The organism is Acinetobacter sp. WC-743 (assembly GCF_000335555.1).
Classification (GTDB): domain Bacteria; phylum Pseudomonadota; class Gammaproteobacteria; order Pseudomonadales; family Moraxellaceae; genus Acinetobacter; species Acinetobacter bereziniae.
In genome coordinates, this window is the sequence record NZ_AMFQ01000106.1 from 1 (window position 1) to 22251 (window position 22251).

The 22251-nt window shown below is 35.8% G+C and carries 16 protein-coding genes; 13 read left to right on the top strand and 3 right to left on the bottom strand.

The window, feature by feature from the left end; all coding sequences use genetic code 11:
* The first annotated feature begins 662 nt into the window (after nt 1-662).
* Nucleotides 663-1538, top strand: a complete 876-nt coding sequence (locus tag ACINWC743_RS16625; RefSeq protein WP_005031105.1) for a 5'-methylthioadenosine/S-adenosylhomocysteine nucleosidase — start codon at nt 663-665, stop codon at nt 1536-1538.
* Between the two features lie 24 nt (nt 1539-1562).
* Here ACINWC743_RS16625 and ACINWC743_RS16630 read toward each other — a convergent pair whose 3' ends face one another.
* The gene (locus ACINWC743_RS16630) at nt 1563-2108 is read right to left on the bottom strand and encodes a DUF2062 domain-containing protein (protein WP_004827587.1); all 546 of its coding nucleotides are present in this window, start codon (nt 2106-2108) and stop codon (nt 1563-1565) included.
* A 455-nt stretch (nt 2109-2563) separates the two neighbouring features.
* Here ACINWC743_RS16630 and ACINWC743_RS16635 point away from each other — a divergent pair, with 455 nt between their 5' ends.
* The 10 genes from ACINWC743_RS16635 to ACINWC743_RS16680 all read left to right on the top strand — a co-directional run bounded on the left by ACINWC743_RS16635 (nt 2564) and on the right by ACINWC743_RS16680 (nt 18145).
* On the top strand, nt 2564-3157 hold the full coding sequence (locus ACINWC743_RS16635) for a LysE family translocator (RefSeq protein WP_005031101.1): 594 nt from the start codon (nt 2564-2566) through the stop codon (nt 3155-3157).
* 134 nt (nt 3158-3291) lie between these two features.
* On the top strand, nt 3292-3861 hold the full coding sequence (gene dcd / locus ACINWC743_RS16640; RefSeq protein ID WP_004827590.1) for a dCTP deaminase: 570 nt from the start codon (nt 3292-3294) through the stop codon (nt 3859-3861).
* A 349-nt stretch (nt 3862-4210) separates the two neighbouring features.
* Nucleotides 4211-5557 (top strand): hypothetical protein, encoded by a 1347-nt coding sequence (locus ACINWC743_RS16645; RefSeq protein WP_005031098.1) that lies wholly within the window; start codon nt 4211-4213, stop codon nt 5555-5557.
* Between the two features lie 575 nt (nt 5558-6132).
* Nucleotides 6133-7596, top strand: coding sequence for a hypothetical protein (locus ACINWC743_RS16650; RefSeq protein ID WP_009586255.1), 1464 nt, complete (start codon nt 6133-6135; stop codon nt 7594-7596).
* A 573-nt stretch (nt 7597-8169) separates the two neighbouring features.
* Nucleotides 8170-9624 carry a hypothetical protein gene (locus ACINWC743_RS16655; protein WP_004827597.1) on the top strand — a complete coding sequence of 485 codons (1455 nt, stop codon included), beginning with the start codon at nt 8170-8172 and terminating at the stop codon, nt 9622-9624.
* A 930-nt stretch (nt 9625-10554) separates the two neighbouring features.
* The gene (locus ACINWC743_RS16660; RefSeq protein ID WP_009586251.1) at nt 10555-12024 is read left to right on the top strand and encodes a hypothetical protein; all 1470 of its coding nucleotides are present in this window, start codon (nt 10555-10557) and stop codon (nt 12022-12024) included.
* A 252-nt stretch (nt 12025-12276) separates the two neighbouring features.
* On the top strand, nt 12277-13833 hold the full coding sequence (locus ACINWC743_RS16665; protein WP_009586240.1) for a hypothetical protein: 1557 nt from the start codon (nt 12277-12279) through the stop codon (nt 13831-13833).
* A 16-nt stretch (nt 13834-13849) separates the two neighbouring features.
* Nucleotides 13850-14602, top strand: a complete 753-nt coding sequence (locus ACINWC743_RS16670; protein ID WP_005031094.1) for a DUF6160 family protein — start codon at nt 13850-13852, stop codon at nt 14600-14602.
* Between the two features lie 25 nt (nt 14603-14627).
* Nucleotides 14628-17090: a DUF6160 family protein gene (locus tag ACINWC743_RS16675; RefSeq protein WP_009586254.1), complete on the top strand. Its 2463-nt coding sequence runs from the start codon at nt 14628-14630 to the stop codon at nt 17088-17090.
* A gap of 95 nt (nt 17091-17185) precedes the next feature.
* Nucleotides 17186-18145, top strand: a complete 960-nt coding sequence (locus tag ACINWC743_RS16680; RefSeq protein WP_004827607.1) for a DUF6160 family protein — start codon at nt 17186-17188, stop codon at nt 18143-18145.
* A 427-nt stretch (nt 18146-18572) separates the two neighbouring features.
* Here the strand turns inward: ACINWC743_RS16680 and ACINWC743_RS16685 are convergent, their stop codons facing one another.
* Both ACINWC743_RS16685 and ACINWC743_RS16690 read right to left on the bottom strand, forming a co-directional pair.
* On the bottom strand, nt 18573-20303 hold the full coding sequence (locus tag ACINWC743_RS16685) for a proline--tRNA ligase (RefSeq protein WP_009586243.1): 1731 nt from the start codon (nt 20301-20303) through the stop codon (nt 18573-18575).
* Between the two features lie 249 nt (nt 20304-20552).
* Entirely contained in the window at nt 20553-21194 is a 642-nt protein-coding gene (locus ACINWC743_RS16690; RefSeq protein ID WP_009586242.1) for a hypothetical protein, read from the bottom strand.
* A gap of 284 nt (nt 21195-21478) precedes the next feature.
* Here ACINWC743_RS16690 and pilG point away from each other — a divergent pair, with 284 nt between their 5' ends.
* Nucleotides 21479-21862, top strand: coding sequence for a twitching motility response regulator PilG (gene pilG, locus ACINWC743_RS16695; RefSeq protein WP_004827613.1), 384 nt, complete (start codon nt 21479-21481; stop codon nt 21860-21862).
* Between the two features lie 20 nt (nt 21863-21882).
* Nucleotides 21883-22251 (top strand): response regulator, encoded by a 369-nt coding sequence (locus ACINWC743_RS16700; RefSeq protein ID WP_004827615.1) that lies wholly within the window; start codon nt 21883-21885, stop codon nt 22249-22251.

Genomic DNA, 22251 nt, shown 5'->3' on the forward strand with positions numbered 1-22251 from the left:
AGGATGAGGAGCGGAGCTCCGCAAGCGCAACCATCAATAGCGTTTCATTTCTCTTGATCAATAAAATGAAAGCGAACAATAGATTGTTTGATGATCTAAAGCTTGCACTGCCACGCTTTACTTCTAAAGTTTAAATTGTTTTGCGTCGGCGATGCTTCACTTTTCAGAGATGAAAAGTGACAAAAATCTTTCGTTGAGCGAGGGGTACATCCTCATACCCCCGCTCAACATGGCGACATCCATGTCGCCTCACGATAGCAAGACCATCTATGATTCAAAAGTACAAAATAAATGAATCATCCAAATCACTTGTATGAATAATCAGGCGGTTTGGCTATATCATCTTTCATCAAGGATTTTTATCGAACTCAGGTTAATTAACATTTCACTATCACTGGTGAACTTAGATTTTGGCAATGTAAAACCAAAATTGAATTGTTAGATAAAGATGTCATTAAATTAATTGACGATTGGTAAGGGGGAAATGCTGATTTATCTTCAGGTCATTCTGAATTGATTAAAATCGTGCTGAATTAATTTCAATCATAGCCAACATATTCAAATCATATATACTTTAATTTTGATATAAAAAAATGAAATTTGTGGAATTGGTATATTCATTGCTTAAATATCCAGTTCTTATTTAAGCTGTTGAGCAAATGATGCAATTCAAAAAAATAATCCATGCTATTGGCATGTGCGGTTCCCTGCTATTGGCAGCGTGTAATAATGATTCACACAATACAAATCAAAATAGCGATACTCAGAAAGCTTTACAACCCATTGTAATTCAAGGCGCATTACCTGTTGAGTCTGAGCAAATGGCAGCAAAATTGACCAATGCGACTGTTGAAACTGTGGGGGGATGGAAGTTTTGGAAAGGGACTTATCAGGGCTATCCCGTGATTATCTCTAAAACCCGAATGGGAATGAGTAATGCGGCAGCTGCAACTGCAATCGCAATTGAGCGGTATAAGCCTATTGCGATTATTAACCAAGGGACATCGGGCGGGCATGATCCAGAGCTCAAAGTTTATGATATTGTTTTGGGACGATATACAACAAATATTGGTGCTTTCAGGACCCCTAAAAAAGCGTTGGGAGAAGGTTCAAACGCTTTAGAATGGAACGAAGCCTTTGATGTACTACCTGATGATGAATCTGATCCAGAGCCGATTGCGATTCGGAAGTTCGAAGCGGATGCTGAGCTTTTAACAGCAGCTCATCGTGCTCAGAATAATTATACACAGGGTAATGTTGTTGAAGGTACCATCGGTTCAGCTGATGTGTGGAATAATGAATTAGATCGAATTGCATTTTTCCATAAAAACTATGCAACATCGGTTGAAGAAATGGAAGCTGCCTCTGTTGCACAAATTGCCAGTCAATTTAAAGTCCCTTTTTTGGGTATTCGAGTGCTATCAAATAACATTACCAATGGTGGCGCATATGATGCAGGCACAGGTGAAGCATGCCAGCACTATGTTTTAGATGTCGTGGTTGAATATATGAAAGCAAAACAAGCGGCTTTGAAATAACAATCAATCCTGTCGGAAGCGGTTTTAAAGTGGGTGATTCTTACGATCATTCCATTTTTTAACCACACTCCAACGCCAGTAAATACGTGTCACAATAAAAAGCAAAGATGCACAGACCAATGCCTCAATAAAAAGCCCTGTGGCTAAAATTTTTGCCAAACTAAAATCAATATGACCATGCCCAAAGTTTTTAATCCAATGGATGATTTGATGGAAAACGCCCAGTAGCATCTCTTTGTTGATCATATGCACATGATAAATTTTAGAGCCAATCCAAAATGCAAAAATCAAAATGGGAACAATAGTGATTGGATTCATAATCCAAGCCAAAATTAAACCAATTGGAAGATTGGCTTCAAACAATAACACAGAAAAAATGATCAACAATGTATGAAACGGAATGGGTAAAATTCCCCAGAATGTACCAATAAACATTGCCTTAGAAATTGACTTTCGATTGACGTACCAAAGCTGAGGACTTAAGGCTTTATCACCAAAAATCTTCATAAATTTCAAATTATTGACCCGCTCGGGGGAGGGAAGCCAAGACTGAAAAAAATGCTTTGCCATAAAATTAAAAAATGAAAGAAAGGCTACTATTGTGCATCAATGTAGAGAAAAACAACAACCTTTCGGACAAAATACCTAAAATAGTGAAGGGAGGTTTTGATTGAATAATAGACATTAAAGCTGAAAATTTGCTTAAAATCAGTCATATTCGGTCAACACATTCACTGCGCTCCATTTTAATAAGTTATTTTGTGAACTGGTTCACTTTATTTTATGGAACATACTGATTTAAAAGATAATATTTGGAATATAAAAATGAAAATATGATTATTAAAGGAACAACTAATGATGAAATGACTTAACAGTCTTTTGGTGATATAATATTATAATGTATTGAAAATAAAAGCTATTTGTGTATTTTGCTATCCATATTCATATGTTCTCTTACAATTCTTTTTTTGCCAATCTGAATCAAAAGATTTAATCTGCGGTCAATTGATAGATGAGGTCATTTAATGATTTCATGGTTTTTTATCGGTCTGGTGGTGACGATTCTTTTAACCCCAGGACCAACCAATACGCTTTTAGCATCTTCTGGAATCCAAGTTGGAATTCGAAAATCTCTCCCTTTAATTCCAGCAGAAGCGCTAGGATATTTTATCTCCATTACTGTTTGGGGATTAATCATTGGAACTGTATCTAAGCAGTTCCCAAGTGTGCCCGTTATTCTGAAATTATTCAGTGCTGGTTATATCTTATTTCTAGCTTTAAAGTTATGGCGTACAGCGAATCAAGACGAAGACTTTAGTCAAGCAACAATTCGTGCGCGGGAGCTATTTGTAGCAACGCTGTTAAATCCTAAAGCCTTACTTTTTGCTTCAGCAATTTTTCCAACCTATGTCTGGCAAAACACTTCAGCTTATACCTCTCATATGCTGGTATTTTTATTGTTGATTATCCCGATTGCATTCTTTTGGACATTTATTGGTTCAGTGATCTGTAGTAATAAAGTCACTTGGTTAAATCAACGTAATATGCAAAGAACAGCTTCTTTGGTTTTAGTCAGCTTCACCGTACCACTCAGTTATTCTGCTCTTTTAAGTTTATAAGGTCGTTCCTCGTGAAAGGCTGTGGATTTTGCTTACAGACTGAAGCAAAGCTATTTCGCAAGAAACATTCCTTTCAAAAGCAATTTCAGTTAAAGTACAGCGCAGTAAACAGCACAGTTTTGGGATAGAAATAAATGGCCATTAAGTCTGATCGTTGGATTCGCGAAATGAGCGAAAAACACGGTATGATTGAACCGTATGCAGAAAACCAAGTTCGTTATGATGAACAGGGTGAGAAGCTAATTTCTTATGGCGTTTCAAGCTATGGTTATGATGTCCGCTGTGCACGTGAATTTAAAGTCTTTACAAATGTACATTCTGCAATTGTAGACCCTAAAAATTTCGATGATCGTAGTTTTATCGATATTGAATCTGATGTTTGTATTATTCCACCAAACTCTTTTGCTTTAGCACGTACAGTCGAATATTTCCGAATTCCTCGCAATGTTTTAACTGTTTGTTTAGGAAAATCAACTTACGCTCGCTGTGGGATTATTGTCAACGTCACACCGCTTGAACCTGAGTGGGAAGGTCATGTGACATTAGAATTTTCCAATACAACCAATTTACCAGCTCGTATTTATGCAGGTGAAGGTGTTGCTCAGATGTTATTCTTCGAATCGGATGAAGTTTGTGAAACATCTTATAAAGACCGTGGTGGTAAATACCAAGGTCAAACAGGGGTCACTTTACCTAAGACCTAAAAGAGAATCAGTTTAAAAAGCAAGTGAAATACTTGCTTTTTTTATGTTTTAAATGATCAATATATAAATGTAATGTGATATATAATTTTATTTAAATCTTCGATTTTTAATAATTAAAATATAAAGTTAAGAATAATTTAAATGTCTATTAAATTATTTTAAATTAATGATTTTTATCGGAATATACAAATATTTTCTCGGTATAAACTTTGATCTGTGCTACAAATGAAATCATTAAATATATGCTAAATATAATGTGATTTATATTGTGTTATTCATATCGGATTTGAATGATTATTTAGCGTAGTAATAACAAATAAGGTCAAGCTTTGCTCAGGATGGAAGCGCTATGTCCCAGTTTAAATTTCTAAATGTTGTATTATTTGCATTCAGTGGCTTAACCATGAGTTCAAGTAATGCAGCAACTCTACAGCCACTTTCAGATCAACAATTGTCAGAAACGACCGGTCAGGCGTTGATGAGTCTGAGTTATTTAGCACCTACAGATACAACAAATTTAGAGGCTCGTCGTGCTGGAGGTGATAGTAGTGTTGGCTTTTATAAATTAGGTCTTGAAGCAACAGTTGAATTAAATGCGAACATAAAAAAGCTTCAATTAGGATGTGGAGGCAGCAACGGAAGTGGTTCTTGTGACTTGGATTTAGATAATGTCTCTTTTGGTTGTATTGTAGGGGCATCAGGCTATTGTATTACAACTGCAACAACAAATCCTAAGCAACCCGCTGGTCTTGATAGTAATAACTCGATCAGTAATCAGGTAAATATGAAGGATTTTGTTTTAACAAATCCATATTTTCAATTTGCAATTAAAAATCCCAACAGTGCCTCAACACGAGAAGTGGTTGGCATTCGTATTGGCGCTGAAAAGGCTGAAGGACCGTTATCGATTGGTAGTCTAAACACATTTAGTGGTTATTTTACTGGAAAAGCAAATCTCACAATGCAAGGTGAAACGAATGTTTCACCTGTAAGATCAAATACATGGAATACAAATGCAATATCGACACCGAGTGCCTTTTTAGGATTGGATGATGCAACAATATTAAATATAGGTTTGGCTTCAGTAAAATATAGTGAAATTACTGCAAACTATTCAACTGTGAGTCGAAATGGTCTAGCGGTTTCTGTTATTGGAAATCGTGTAACTCAGGCGAAAATACAAGGTTTAGATTTAAGTGCAGTGGTCGATGATATCATGAATGGTACTTCAACAACTTCTGCACTTGAATTAAATACAAGCAACTCCTGTGTAAGGATTATTGGTATTTGCTCTGGATCTTTTGGTGCTAATATTGGTAATGCACTTTTACCGGTATTAAGAGGAGGGATCTCTGACTACATTAAACAACAGTTGGCGACAGGTTTAGGTACCACTGTTTCTGGTCTAAGTACTTATCAAATGCCTTATAACTTAAGTAATGTGCATCAAATAGATGTGAATTCTAATACTTTTGGTATAGCCCTATCTGGACAGAATTTACAATATCCAGATTATGCTGCGGCTGTGAGTAAAGGTTGGAGTATGTATCTTCAGGATGCTTTTACACTCAATATTTCAGATAAAGTAAGTAGTCTCGTCAGTAATATTGCGTCTAGTTCAAATGCGAGAGATGGGAATATTACATTATTGGAACAGCCATATCGTAATTGTTATGGAAATATGACATTCTGTTAACAGCAGGCTCTTCTAAATTTGTTTAGGGGAGTGTATTTTTCTAATTTTTAGAAAGTTTAAAAAATTAAACTTCTACTGATGTCTTTAGCATCATCCAGATAATAAAATTTGAATTGACTAAATTTATAGCGTTTTTTATTGTCATTTTTAAGAGAGTTTTGTTCAGTATGATAACTGTAGTGTTTAGACAAAATAACAAATATTTTTTATTATCGTAAATCACTATGATATGAATTTAGAGTTTTTTTTGATACTGTTTAGTGATATTTTTATGAAAATAATAATAAAATAAATGCTGTTTTTATTAGACTTAATTGTTAATAATTTAAAAAAAGTTCTTTGTTTTACGATAAGAATTTATATCTTAAACAATCAATGTCTATAGGCTTTCAAAAAATTACATTTTTTTAATTTTTAAGATTTATTAAATAAAAATATGATAGCTTAAATTAATTAGCAGAGCTCTGAGTTAAATCAATTTTAATGAGATCGAAATATTGATTTTATTTAAAATGATACTGAATTGTTAAAAGTAAGAGCTGAATAATTTTGGACATCATCTAAGGATAGAAAAAATGTTCACATTTAAGCCTTTGTACTTTACTCTTTTTTCTTTCAGTGTTTTTAGTACATCTATTTTATATGCTGAATCTTTGACTTTACACCGTTTGACTGATGAGCAGTTGGGTGAGACAACGGGGCAGGCATTGATGAGTTTGTCTTATATAGCACCAAACGACTCAACCAATCTGATGAATAAATATAGTAGTGGTTCCAATATTGGGTTTTACAAGCTTGGGCTTGAAGTTGATATGGATTTAAATGCAAATATCAGAAATTTGCAACTCGGTTGTGGTGGAATAAATGGCGCAGGACAATGCGATATAGATATAAAGAATCTTTCACTCAGCGGATTACCAGCGAATTATAATCCATCAAGTGGCAACCCTCCAGATTTTGGGGCAGCTGGTCGAGCTTCTACAAGTGCTCAATTGACTAATCCATTTATGGAGTTTGCTGTAAAAAACTCAAATTCAGCATCGACTCGTGAAATAGTTGGTTTACGTTTTAGTGCGGAAAAAATTACAGGACTTCTGACTGCAGGTTTAATCAATGGAATTACTCCAACTTCCACAGATGGGATTCAGTCACTGAGTGGTTTTATGCGTATTGCAGCAACTTCAGGTGAAGCTTCGACAAAAGCAACTGTGTTCGGGAATCAGGCAAATCATCAGATTCAAGGTTTGCTCAGTGCATTGGGAAGTAACAGAACATTTACTTCGCAACCCGATAGCCCAGATACTCAGGGCATTACTCTCCCTTCATTGAAAGCAGCATTTTCAATACCTGAGTTTCAGGTTAATGGAAGTCGATTGGATAATGCAAGTGTTAAGGGAATTTCAACAAAAATTGATTCAATCGCATTGGATAGTGGTCCACTGAATCAACTCAAAGTTAATTTCCCTTCGATATGTGTTTTTATATTTTGTGCTTCACAGTCTAAAATTAAATTGGCAAATGGATCGGCTGTACAAAATTTAAATATGGATATTACTTTTAATCAAGCATTAAGCATGTTTCATAATATACCGCTCACAGGTTCTGGTGGATATCTAAGTTTACAACAGCAAGCCTTACTTTGGCCTGGAAATTATGTAGATTCAAATGATATGACTGGTAAAACAATTGCAGAGATGCTTAACAGTGATGTTGCAAAAAAAGGATGGTGGATGTCTTTCGCAGAATCAGTGCAATTAGGTTATTTAAAAGCAACTCAAGAAGTAGATATTACAAATGTGTTACCGCAGGTAGCTGGTTTAATGACTACAGAATTATTAAAAGAAGAAAATAGGGTAAAGGTTCCTGCAGGTGCTGCTATTGGTGCAATTATTGGTCTAACATTGACAACGCCTAAACCAATCGTGGTTGACTTGAATGATGCAACGCTTGCTAATCCAGTAAAACTGACCTTAGCCAATCTACAGTTAGTAAATCAAAATTTGACACCCAATTGCTATGGTTCATTAAAATTTTGTTAAATTAATTTTAGCAATAATAGCTTAACTGTTATGTTATAACTTTAAGGTGATGATTTGGTTTTGTTGTATCTTTTAAGCATCTAATTTTAAAAGAATATTTAATTCGCGATGGGCGTAAAATAACTAAAATTAACGACTTATATTTTGTGCAATAAAGCTGTTTAGAAATACACCGTATCCAGGGTGTTTGGAAGTGCTTTACCAGTTTTAACTCTTTTAAAGTTAAGTAAATATATAAAATAATTTTAAAATGAGTGTAATTTGAAAGGATTACTGTTAAGTTTAAGTGCTTTATATTTGTTATTGATTTTTAATTTAATTTTCTCATGATTGATGGGATTATGCGCTTTTTAAGATCAATTAAATTTAAATTATTTCCCCATTTTTAAATTACATTTTTGTTATCAAGTTAAGATTAATTAAATAATTGTTATAATAATGCTAATAAACAATATAGCTCTATATACATTTCTAAGCTAAAAGCTTAATTTTATTAATTTTTAAGATTAGGTTTTTGCTTTAAATAAAAAAATAGGGCTCAAGAAATTTTGAACATAGTTTAAGGATGAAGAAATGTTCACGTTTAAGCCTTTGTACATCACGTTTTTTTCTTTAAGTGTTTTTAGCATGCCTGCTGTATATGCAGAGTCTACGACGCTGCAGCATATGTCTGATGCACAATTGGCTGAAACAACAGGACAAGCACTCATGAGTTTATCTTATATAGGACCTACTGATGTCACTAATCTTGAATCAAAAAGGCTAGGCGGAGATAAAAATATTGGATTTTATAAATTAGGTTTAGAGGCTGAACTAGAGCTTAATGCAAACATTAAAAAACTCCAATTGGGTTGTGGTGGCGTAAATGGTGCAGGTGGATGCGATATTGATATTGATAACCTAAGTTTGAGTGGTATAGCCGATACTCGGATAGGTAGAACTTCTTCAAGTGCTAAATTAACTAACCCGTTTATTGAGTTTGCTATAAAAAATCCACAATCTGCATCACAAAGAGAAATTGTTGGTTTACGTTTAAGTGCTGAAAGGGCTGTTGGGTTATTAACAGCTGGGCTGGAAAATTCTAATCAAGCAAATGGAATAAATAGTTTAAGTGGTTATATGAAAGTTCAGTCGGGAATAGGTGATTCAGTGGCTGAACAAAGTAAAGTCAAAGGATATGCAAATACAGCAGCACAATACATGGATTTATCCAAATATCAAATAAAAGGAAATCTTGTAGCGTTAGGATTAGCTAATGCTAGTTTTATTACAAATGGGGGAGGATTTAGTATACCAGAAATGAATAAATTACCTTTTGAAACTCAACAATTAATAGTTGTGGGGAATCGTAAAACATCGGCAGAACTTTCAGCAGAAGTGAGTATCCCAACAATTAATTTAGGAACTGGTGCAAATTTTCCACCAGCAGGTAGGGTAGAAAGTAATATCTTTGGTACAACAACAGCTGTTTATACCGCTGGTTCACCAGTAAATGCTGCTGTAACAGGTTGTCAAAATTTAACATTCCTTCCGACCTGTATAATCGCATGGAATGGGCGTCAATTTTCAAATATTCGTATGTCTGGAACTGTGAGCGGTGCTAAGGCTAAAGTTAACTTTTCTGAAAGCTTAGGTTTTATACATAATCTAAAAATTGATTCGCCTGTTTCATTGAGTTTGCAACAAATAAAAATACTATGGCCAGGTTCTGAAAGTGCAAACTTGGCTGAGCGCGGTTGGTGGTTAGCATTGCAAGATCCAGTTTCAATTGGTGTGGTAGAGCCTACAGATAGATTATCCATTGAGCCACTTCTAGGGCAATTTGCGCAAAAGGCAGGGAGCTACTTACAATCAAACCCTGCAACGACCTCTGATCTATTAGGTGTTTTAATTGGTAATGGAATCAGTGCGAATCTAGGAAATGTAAATTTGTCTGGAGTTTCTCCTTTACAGATGAATCTTTCAAATTTAAGGCTAAAGGGGCAAGATTTTGTACCAAATTGCTATGGTTCACTAAAATTTTGCTAAGCTTCTCTGGATACGCATTTGTAAAGATAATTGAGTAGATCCCTATTTCTTTATCCTGTTATTTAACTTTCTTCTATGAATTGAGTTTAGATAATTGAACAGGTCAAAACATATTTTGATCTTTAAATTTTTGTCATTGATTTTTATCATTTTATAGGTGGTATATCAAATATAAAAGTATGTTGTGATTTTAAAAACTAAGAATTTTATTTGATATTTTTGATCTAATATTCCTGTATTTATCCATAATAAGAAAAACTATTTTTGATTATTAAATTTCTAATTTTGGCTTTATCAAATCTTCCAATGTTTAATAGCTTATGTTGATATGAATAAAATACAGAGTAGGTAGGTGCATGCCTTGGTTAAATATTCTTATAAGTATTACGTTTTTATTTGAATTTTTGAAAATCAATAAAAAGTGAAAATTGAATCATAGTGAAATTGAAAAAGTTCTTTCTTACCCTTCATGTTGCTAGAGTGAGGTGAATTTTAAGACTAAATGCTAATTTAATAGAGGACTTTTTAAAAATATTATTGTAAAGATAATATAATAAATCATGTATTTTGCTAAAAATTTGAGTAAGTCATAATTCTTTAGGGTGTTTAAGGTATAGATTAAATTATTTTATTTAAGGTTTTAACTTTAAACTGTTGATTTATTTTGATAAAAATAATTTTATTCTTGGTTTTAATTGTTGTTTACATGTGGGAAGCTTATTTTAAAAGCATTAGCATTTTGTCGGAAATATAGCTTAATTTTAAATAATTGTGATAATTTACACAAAATGTGATTTTCAATTGAAAACTAAAAAACTTTTTAATGTGCTAAGGGATTTAAATTTATAAAGTTTTTCTTAAATAAAACTTGGCTAATTAAAAAATAGAGTGTGACAATTCTGAGCATAATCTAAGGATAAGGAGATGTTCATGTTTGAGCTAAAAAAAACTACAGTATTTTTTTTCTTTAGTATTCTTATATTGCTTTTTGCACAGGGTGTAAATGCATCAACGGTTACAATGGAAGCTATTCCAGATTATGAATTATCTAAAGTCCATGGTATTGCGTCACCTATGGAGAATTTATCAGATGAGGAATTAGGAGAAGTCGATGGGCAGGCTTTAATGAGTCTGTCATATATTGCACCTTCAGACTCCAATAATTTAGAAAATAATGTGAATGGGATTAAGAACATTGGATTTTATAAACTAGGTTTAGAAGCCCAGCTTGAACTAAACGCAAATATAAAAAAGCTTCAATTAGGTTGTGGTGGAGTAAATGGAGCTGGTGGATGTGATATTGATATGGATAATGTGAGTTTATCTGGTTTGAAGCTGGATAGTTCTGGAAATCCATTACCTATGACTAGAGAAGAAAGAGCTTCTTCATCGGCTCAGCTAACAAATCCATTTATTGAATTTGCAATAAAAAATCCGAATAGTGCATCACAACGTGAAGTGGTAGGTTTAAGAGTTGGATCAGAATTAGCTAAAGGTTTATTAACTATAGGTCAAAATGATGGAACAATTAATGGTATAAATTCATTAAGTGGATATATGAATATTGCTCCAACTGATGGAAAGACAAAAACTGCAGTTGGGCAAATGAGGGAGGTATTTACAGGAAAAGTAAATATTGGAGGCTGTATTTTGGGGTGTCCAGCAAAATTTACGACGGATACAAAACCTATTCAAATTGATGGGATGGATGTTAATTTTACTACGAAATCAACTGATTTGAATGGTAGTAGAAAATCTTTCATCAATGTTGGAGCTATTGCAAAAGTACCAGATATTGTGCTGACAGAAAATTCTGGTACCCGTAAAGCTGATATTTCTGGATGCTTTGTGGTTTTAATTATACCCTTATGTAATTACGCAATAAATGATATGCGTATTGACGGAAAAATTTCAAATTTGTATGTAGATGTTAATTTGACACAAGCTTTAGGATTAATTCATAGTATTCCTGTGCAATCCCCATTGTCATTATCATTGCAGTATCAAAATATATTATGGCCTAATGCTCCAAAGAGCCCAGTAACAAATCAATATATTACAGCTCAAAGAGGTTGGTGGTTAGCAGCAAGTGATCCAATTAAATTAGGAGCTTTGGAAACACAAGCTGGATTTGCAGCTGATATATCTACTGCTTATCCTCAAGTCGCTACAATTGTTTCTAACTATTTAGATCGATATCCATTAAGTGTACCTTTTGGAGATGCTGTGGGTTCTTTATTTACTAGCAAGTTGGTAGCTAAATTAGGAACAATTGATTTAAATTCATACACAAACCCATCCGTTGGTGGTACACCTATTAGTGTTCAGCTAAATAATCTCCCATTAGGAGCAGTTCAAAATGTTACTCCCAATTGTTACGGCTCTTTAAAATTCTGTTAGTTAAATTATTTAGCTGATTAAAAGCAACAGTATGGAAGTTTACTGTTGCTTTTTTATTTTAAACGTTTATCGGAAAGTCATATATTTTACATAAAAGTCTTTGGCATAATAAAAAATATTGCATAAGATAAAGTGTGATATAGATAACAAAACTGTATAGACAAGGAAAGACTATTTTATACAGTGTCGTAGGGATTACAGAAATAAAATAAAATATGGTGCGGAGCATCGTATAACACAGGAAGGTCATAGATGACTACACTCAATTATACGGCAAAATTTCATAAAACTGTTTTGGCAGCTTTTATTGGCTTAGTCATCGCCCAATCTAGCTTCGCTTTGGAAGCAATGTCTGATGAAAAATTAAGTGATACGACAGGTGAAGGCATCGCTTTATTACCTACAAATGCTTATATGGTGTTTCAGGGAGCTGGAGCAAACCAGTCACAAGATACAATTCTGACTAATCGTAGTCTGGATACTGGTTATATCTATTATGTGCCAGTAGGTCCATTGTCATCTCTTGTGCAAGATACAAATAAAGATGGTACTGTGAACTCAAGTGATCACTCTGTGGGTAAAGCTGATTTATATTTATATGGCTTAGCATTGTCTAGAAATGCAACCAATAATGCCAACCTTCGCTTAGATTCAGGACAAACCAATGGTGTGGCAAATGCAGCGATTCGAAGTTGGGGAACGGCAACAAACCCATGGATATTTAACGTAAAAACAGATTCAAATATTCCTGATTTTGGTACCAGTAGTGGCTCTGTAACCTATTTAAATTTTGAAGCGCCGTTGTATGAAAATATATATACATTTGCTTCGGATAACAAAACCGTAACGACGAAGCCTTTTGTAAATGATGTAGGTGGAGAAGATGCATATAATCTTAAACTTGCTTTATGGGCAGATGCTTTTGTACGTGATCAAAGTAAACCGGATCAAGATGCGAACCAATTTAACTTAGGTGAAGGGTTTAGTTCAACAACCACAGGTCGGGCAAATCGTATTCGATTACAAGGTGTATTTAACGGTTTTGGACTGAATGGAAGTAAAATTCAATTATTCCAGACACTCGGTGGTGCAACCAATACAGGGGGAATGAGTGCCTTCTATAACAATACCTTAGGGTTGGCTGGAGTTATACGCTTAAATAGCGGGGATGGTTCTAAATTGTTGGGAACATCTGCAGCAAATTCTTGGACAATGCCTGCGAATTTGATGAACCGGGTTTTGAGATTAAGCACGCAAGAGTGTGGCGTTGGAAATTTGAATGGTTGTACTACAGGTACAGCCCAAGATATTTTATCGACCCCAGCGATCAACGGTGGACTGGCTCCAACTTTCTCAGATAAGGAAGGTATTTATATTTATAACCTGAATACGAATTTAGTATTAGGTTCATTATATCAGCCTTTAATTCTTGGTTCTGATGGTACAAACTTTAGTTTAGAGCTAGCACGAATCCCAAATAAAGAATCAATTTATAAGCAAATATATACAGACTATACAGGCGCTGATTCGTCCTATAAAGGCTCTACATGTAATGTTTATAACTGTGGTTCAAGCTCAATTTCGGGTTATCAAGGAAGTTCAGCGACACATAGCAGTATCAGTATTGGTACGGTCTATAGCCCAGATGCTGGAAAAACTTTGCTTGCTGACAAAAGTGCGGGTGCTGTCGGAATTTCATTTAATCAATTGAGTAATGCATCAACTTCAAATGCCCAAAATAATTTAGGTTCCGCAGTCATTGATGGTATGCTGATTCAACATATGAAAATAACAACCAAAGGCTTATAAAATAAGGAGAAATATGATGAAGAAAAGTGTACTTCTTATTTTAACCAGTATGTTGAGTGTTTATGCTGTGGCAATGGAACCTTTATCTGATTCAGACTTGCAACACGTTGAAGGTCAGGCTGGGGCAGACTTATCACTCAAGCTAGTACTGAATCAGATCAATGCCAACGATTCATATTATCAAACAAATAATGCCTATAAGTTTGATAATGGTGTTGGTGGAATTTGTGCAAATTTAGAGTTTTGTCGTTTAGCACTTTCAGTCAATAACCGTTATGTAGATTCAGGTGGTGCTGCAAGTAGTGTCAGTGGAAATAAACTTTGGGTGGTATTTAAGGGTATTCAAGGAACGATTAATATCCAGAAGTTAGGTTTAGATGGTGCGGATTTGGTCTATAAGAATATTGCAAACCAACAAATGATTAAACCTGCGTTTCAATTATCTTTTGATGCAGATAAACCCATTCAAATTCGTAATTTTGGATTTAATTCACTTTCCATAGAAAAGGATGCATTTACCAGTATAACCAATCCAGATGGAACAGTTACTGAAAACTCATTGGGTGCAACCGCAGCTCAATATGGTTATCTAAAACTGAATAAATATGCTGCTAAAGCCCAAACAACAGGTCCAAATGGGTCGACTGCGAACAATTATGATACAGGGCGTGAAACTGGGTTTATGGGTATGCAGATGAATGGCAATCTTGCACTTCAGGGAAAGTTAATGATGTTTAGTTGTGATTCAAGTATGAACAAGCGTTGCTAAGTGAAATAAGTCTGAGGGTTTAGGGATGAAAATAAAACAAGAACAGCGAAAAGGATTTATTTTAAATACATTGGCATTCAGCTTATTGGCAATGCATGTACCTGCTTATGCACTTCAAGCTTTGGATGATGGTGATCTGCGAAATGTGAATGGTCAAGATGGTGTGAATATAGAAGCCACATTAAAAGAAGCCAACATTCAAACACTATATTGGACAGATCAGGCTGGGCGAGCTGAAACAGATGCGACAAGTCAAGCCCTTACAGCAACCGCAGATACGGTTAAGATTCAGCAAAGTAATACTTCTACAGACCCATTAAAAGCCAATGTAAAACTCAATATGGGCACAGTGAGTGGTAAAACAGGCGTGAATCTAGATGTATCACTTTCACCTATGTTATTAACAGTAGACTCTTTCCGAGTGTGTGATAGTGATCCAAGTGGAGCACGCTGTAGTGCAAAGATTGGTACATTAGCTGTTCAAACAGCATCGAATACCAGTATTGGATTAAAAACAACCAATGGATTGCTTGGTAAAAATGACCAAGGTACGCTGGCTTTAGGTTTGCAAAATGCCAATATCTATTTGGGTCAAACCAGTGCAATAAATCAATTAAATCAGCTAATTTTAAAGAATTTTAATTTTAATTTTAATGCAAATGGTTTTATGTTTATTGATGCTGCTGAAGGCTTTAAATTACAAACCAATTCGGGATCAAACATTGCTGGAAGTACTCAAACACCGGATGCAACTTATGGTTATGCCGATTTAAGTCGCGTTGTTGATCCTGCTTCGACTAAGTCGGGATTTATGAATACGGGTTCGTATGGAAATGGCACAACAACATCCAATGCAGGTTTAAATCTTGAGATTATGTTGAATAATAAGGGACTCAACCCTTCAGCAACATCCGTTTATGCAGTGGATCAATATAATACTCCCTCAGGCGCAAAAGGTTTAATTCGTGTTGGTGCCAGTGGACGGATGGTTAACAGTTCACTTCAGTTCCGTGGTGTACAAAATGCAAGTAGCCTGATTGGTTCAGCTGTGAATTCATCAGGTACAGATACTGGCAAAGATATTGTTGGCGGTTCTGGTATTGCATTCCGTATGAAAACTGATTTCACTAAAGATGGTGATAGCATGCTTTCAGGCAGTGCTGATGCGACAACTTTAGAAATAGGTGGTGCTGGACTAAATAGCTATGGATTTGAATTTGGAAATTTAACGGGTTTACAAAAAGGAAGTCGTGCATCCTTTGACACTGGAAGTGTATTTTTAAATCTTATGGATTCTAAACAAGTCACTTTGCCCGTTAACTCTACATTCCAATCTTCAAGTTTTGGTAACGGTCAGTCATTAACCAGCTTAAATGACTATAAGCAAGATGTTTATACAACATTAACTGCTGGGAATCGTCCTTATAGCGTGATGACCTCAATTCGAAATGCAGCATTTCAATCTTTTTCTAGAAGAGGGCGATTTACTACAAGTGCTGGTGTAGCGGCAAATAATTTATTTACAGACAATGGGCTGAATAACCAATGGGGATTGGCACTACCATTTTATAATCTAAATGCAAACTTAGCGATGTATGGCACTACTGTGGATGCAGATAAAGTTTATTCTTATTCAGTTGATGGTACACAAAATAAAATAGCAGGTTCTGGTCAAACCGCTCGGCTTGGTTTTTCATTAGGGTTAACAACGGAAGGTGTAGATAAAAATGGAGCGAATAAGATCGGTAACAATACTACTTCAATATTGGTCATTGATGGTGGACTGAGAAATGGTCAACCTACAGACTATTATATGGGGCTTAGAAATATCGATATGCTACTCAAGGGAAATGGTAGCGTTGGTGTAGAAAATGGAAGTTTAAACCTAAGCTTAAAAAATATGCTGGTGGTGATGGCAGCAGAAGTTGCTGGTGGATATTTGCCTGGAACTACATATAAATCCTGTGCACTAGGCTTAGCTACAACCTCGGTTGCATGTGGTAATAAAAGTGCTTCAGATACCAATAATTTTGCGAAAAGCGATGATGTGCTCTTCGGTTTGAAACTTCGCTTTGGTGGAGATATGGATCTATCTCTGATTCCGAATAGTGAAATCAAAGATGATGGTACTGGGAACCGTCTGAATGTAGTGGGGGATTTGAAGTTAGCCAATACCAATAACACTATTCAGATCAGTGATCCTGTCAACGGTTCTTCATTGGGCTTAGATAATTTGACAGGAGATATTCGTTTTAACAATGCGATTGTGATCAGTAAGAATTCAAATACGGGAACAGGGCAGGTTGGATTTAATGCCAGTCTGCAATTTAATCCAACACAGTCTGTAAATGGTGTATTTAGAGCAAGAGATTTAAACTTTTATCCTCCAGCAGCTTCAGGTGCCTTGGTTTCTGGCGCACGTTTAGGTGAAATCGCCTTAACAGGTGGTCGATTAAGTAGTGAGCTGAATATTATTCCTCGAAATTGATCGGTTATTGGTCGGGTTATTCTTCCATCACCAAAAATTTCAAACTAAACTGTGATGTGGTCGGCAATATATAAAGTTTCCTAAGGATTAGGATAATGAAGAAAAACAACAAGCTAGGGTGTATATCATTATTGGTATTGAGTCCAGTTGCAATGGCAATGCAGCCACTGGATGATCAAGGTCTTTCTCAAACAACGGGTCAGGCAGGGATTGATGTTGGTATAAATATTAGCAAAGTCCAAGTGAATCAACTGTCTATTATTGATCGCGATGGCTTAGGCACAACTGTGAATGATGCAAATAAAGCATCGCTTGTTGTTGCAGGTAAAAGTGCTGGAACACTTGCAGATCAGAGCATGAATGTAAGCTTCTTAGGTGCTTCTAATTCGTCAACGATGAATGTTGTAATGGATACTGATGGAGGGGCGATCAGTGGTTCAACAGGTAAGCCTTTTGCCAATATTGGTCTCAGTTTTGGAAGTAATATTACAGGGATAAAGGTTTCACCTTTTGCGCTTTACTTGGCAGGTGCAAATTCATCTTCGGGTCCAGCAGGTTATCAATCTATTTTCACAGGTACTTCAGAAAAGAGCGATGTCATTAAAATATTAAAAATGGACAGTGGCATTGACATTAATTTTGCAGCATCAAAACCAACGATGAATTTACAGCTCGGCAATGCGCCTCAAGGTCGTATGATTGCTTTTGGTGGAGCAATTCAGTCGATTTGTGGTACCGGAACTGGTTGTGCCATTGCACTTTTATCGGATGATAGTGATGTAGGCGCAAATTTTAATTTTCAACTGACAGGCACAGACAAAACCAATGGTTTTTCGTTAAATGGTTTCTATGCGGGTGTGGAGTCAAGTGGCTTTGTATTTGGCAATACGGGTGAGTCGAGTAAATTTGATCTTGGAATCAATCAGATGATCATGGGAACGAGCGGTGCAAGTGCAGCGACTGTTTTTAATGGTCTTCAGAATGGTTCGATGGGGAACTTTGGTGCGATTGGGACATCTGTTACAGATTTAAAAGTGAAAATTAATGGCTTATAGCGATGAGTTAAAACATGATTAAATAAAAAACCCGCACAAATTAATCTGCGGGTTTTTTCATGGTGTGGCAAAACTATAGCCAACCTGTCGAAAAATTCATACAGTAGAATATCATTTCTCTTGATCAATAAAATGAATGCGATAAATATATTGTTTAATGATCTAAAGCTTGCAAGGCCACGCTTTATCTCTAAAGTTTAAATTGTTTTGCGTAGGCATTAACTCACTTTTCAGAGATGAAAAGTGACAAAAATCTTCTGTTGAGCGAGGGGTACATCCTATACCCCCGCTCAACATAGCGACATCCATGTCGCTTCACGATAGCAAGACCATCGATGATTCAAGAGGACAAAATAAATGAATCATCTGAAAATCATAAATCTCATTTGACATCAATGATTAACATCAAAATCACTTGTATGAATAATCAGGCGGTTTGGCTATATTTCGCTAATTTAGCCAACAGGTCTGCTTTGCTTAAATCAACAGATTCTGCATCTCTACGACCTTTATATTCGAAAGTACCAGCATCCAAACCTTTCTCACCAATTACGATACGATGAGGGATGCCAGTCAACTCTAAATCAGAGAATTTAACACCTGGGCGTTCATTGCGATCATCAAGCAATACATCATAACCTGCTGTTTGCAATTCATTATACAGTGCTTCAGCAGCTTCAAGTGTACGTGGTGATTTTTGAGCATTCATTGGAACAATGGCAACTTCAAAAGGTGCGATCGCCGTAGGCCAAATGATCCCTTTGTCATCAAAGTTTTGCTCTATTGCAGAGGCAACTACACGTGTTACGCCAATACCATAACATCCCATAGTCACCACTAATGGTTTACCATCATCACCGAGAACTTTACAGCCCAAAGCTTCAGAATATTTTTTGCCTAATTGGAAAATATGACCAACTTCAATACCACGTTTGATCATGATGGTGCCATGACCATCTGGAGAAGGATCACCTTCTACAACATTGCGTAAGTCAAACACTTCAGTAAACTGAGCATCACGTTCCCAGTTTACACCAATAGCATGTTTATCAACTTCGTTTGCACCAGCAACAAAGTCAGAAAGCACTGAAGCGGCACGATCAGCAATGACTACTATGCCTTTTTCCACCAATCCTTGAGGACCGCAGAATCCAGCTGTCAAATCCAATGCTTTTAATTGTTCATCAGTCGCAAAAGTCAATGGTGCAGCAATCAGAGGGTGCTTTTCAGCTTTGATTTCATTGAGCTCATGATCGCCACGTAAGAACAATGCAACTACTGGAACATGACCTTTTTCATCTGCAACGCCTTGTACCAATAAAGCTTTAACAGAATGGGCTGGATCTGTATTTAAAAAGGCAGAAACATCTGCAATGGTTTTTTGATTCGGCGTATCGACAATCGTAAATTGTTGTTTTGGTGCAGCACGTTCACCGACCAAGATTGCTTCAGCCATTTCAACATTGGCTGCGAAATCTGATTCGGTAGAGAATGCGATATCATCCTCACCACTTGATGCAAGTACATGGAACTCATGTGAGCCAGAACCACCAATCGAGCCAGTATCCGCTTGAACAGGACGGAAATTTAAGCCCAAGCGTGTAAAGATTCGGCAGTATGTGTCATACATGACATCATATGTTTCTTGTAGTGACGCTTGGTCGACATGAAAAGAATATGCATCTTTCATAATAAATTCACGTGAACGCATCACACCAAAACGAGGGCGAATTTCATCACGGAATTTGGTTTGAATTTGGTAGAAATTCATCGGAAGTTGCTTATAACTTTTTAGCTCATTACGTGCTAAATCAGTAATCACTTCTTCATGAGTTGGACCGAGCACAAAATCGTTGGTATGACGATCTTTAAACCGTAAAAGTTCAGGACCATATTGCACATATCGACCTGATTCTTCCCAAAGTGAAGCAGGTTGTGTTACGGGCATGAGCGTTTCCAATGAGCCTGCGCGATTCATTTCTTCACGTACAATTGCTTCAACTTTATTGAGTACACGTACACCCATCGGCAGCCAAGTGTATAAACCTGAAGCCAACTTACGAATCATCCCCGCACGTAACATCAACTGATGTGAAATGACCTCAGCATCGTTTGGGGTTTCTCTCAACGTAGCAAACAAAAAGCGACTCGCGCGCATGGAAACTGTCCTAAAATTTTTAGATTTAAAGGGAAGATTATACGATAAAATAATACGATAAAAAATTAGCTGAAGATTTTTAATGTCCGATTGGGCTGAAATACAAAGACCAGATGATATGCGATGTGTTATTCATGGTTATTGTATGAGGTTCAAACTTAAAAAGTTGAGTGAAAATATAAATAGCTTTGGTCTTTGTTGAGATTTTTTCAATAGAGAACATGAATTTTTTTTTGATTTAAAAGTTGATTATTCAAGTTTTTTAAGCCGATTAATAACATCGTCATACTTGCTTTGTGTACTGCGATAATTATTTTGTAAATTTTCAATGTAGCCTTTTGTTTTATCTATATTTTCTGCATTGTATTTGATTCGATCTTTAAGCGTAGACGGTACGGTATTGCCTTTTCTATAATATTCCATTTCCTGTCTTTTTAATATGATTCGATCACTTTGTAATTGCTTAAGATTTTGATTTTGTAATGCTATTTGCTGTTTTAAGTTGTTGAGAAGCTCATTGCGTTTATTGATGGCAACGGATGAGTTTCCATAAGCACGTTTAAGACGGGCATCTTGTTCTAATTTACGCACTTCAGAGGCACGTAAGGTCGACTGTTGCAGATCCTTTTCAACGTTGTAGGCTTGATTGCGTCTAATCACCTGCATATTGCGATCAAGTGCTTCATAGCCTTTTTTGATGTGTGCAGGCGTGACAGAGGTACTAATATTTGCGACCCCATTTTTATCATAATATCGATACCAAGCCGCTCTAGGTTGCGATACATCTGCATATGTCAAAGCACTACAGGTGATCAAACTCATTGCCAAGGTCAAACAGCGTATTTTTTTTGTTTTTGAGTCCGTATTTTGGTAATAGATTATTCTATCCATTCGAAGTCTGCCATCCCCAAAAAATAAAGTCAGTTATATGATTTTAAAAACGATCTTTGATCATTTTATGTGGTTACAAAATTTTAATAAACAATTAAGTTCTAAAAAAATACAGAATATTTTTTTTTATGTGAGCTTTACTGTGTTTTTTTATTTGAAGTGAGATTTATGACAAGAAATGTTCATTGATAAAGTGAGTTAATATATGTTAAAAAACCATGATTAATTGTAAAAATAAATCTGTACAGCACAATTCATTCCAAGCTTACGGAAAGGGGCATTAAATGGACGATAAATTTCAAAATCTTAAAGTCATGGTGATCGATGATTCTAAAACCATTCGTCGTACTGCTGAAACATTATTACAAAGAGAAGGTTGTGAAGTAGTTACTGCGGTAGATGGTTTTGAAGCCTTGTCTAAGATTGCTGAAGCTAATCCAGATATCGTTTTTGTTGATATTATGATGCCTCGTTTGGATGGTTATCAAACCTGTGCATTGATTAAAAATTCTCAAAATTATCAAAATATTCCAGTCATTATGCTATCAAGCAAAGATGGCTTATTTGATCAAGCAAAGGGTCGAGTTGTCGGTTCTGATGAATATTTAACCAAACCATTTAGTAAAGATGAATTATTGAATGCAATTCGCAACCATGTGAGTGCATAACGGTTAATTTGGGGGAAAGAATGACAAAAATTTTAATCGTTGATGATTCACCAACTGAAATGTTTAGATTTAAAGAAATCTTGGCTAAACATGGATTTGAGGTGATTGAAGCAACCAACGGTGCAGATGGGATAACCATCGCACAAGCCGAGTTACCAGATCTTGTATTGATGGATGTGGTCATGCCTGGGGTCAATGGCTTCCAAGCAACTCGTCAAATTGCTCGTGGTGCAACAACGAAGCATATTCCAATTGTGATTGTAAGTACCAAAGATCAAGAAACTGACCGTGTGTGGGGCAAACGTCAGGGTGCTTGTGATTATCTAACAAAACCAATTGATGAAAATCAGCTGATCAGCACAATCAAGCAGCATCTGCAAGCAGGATAA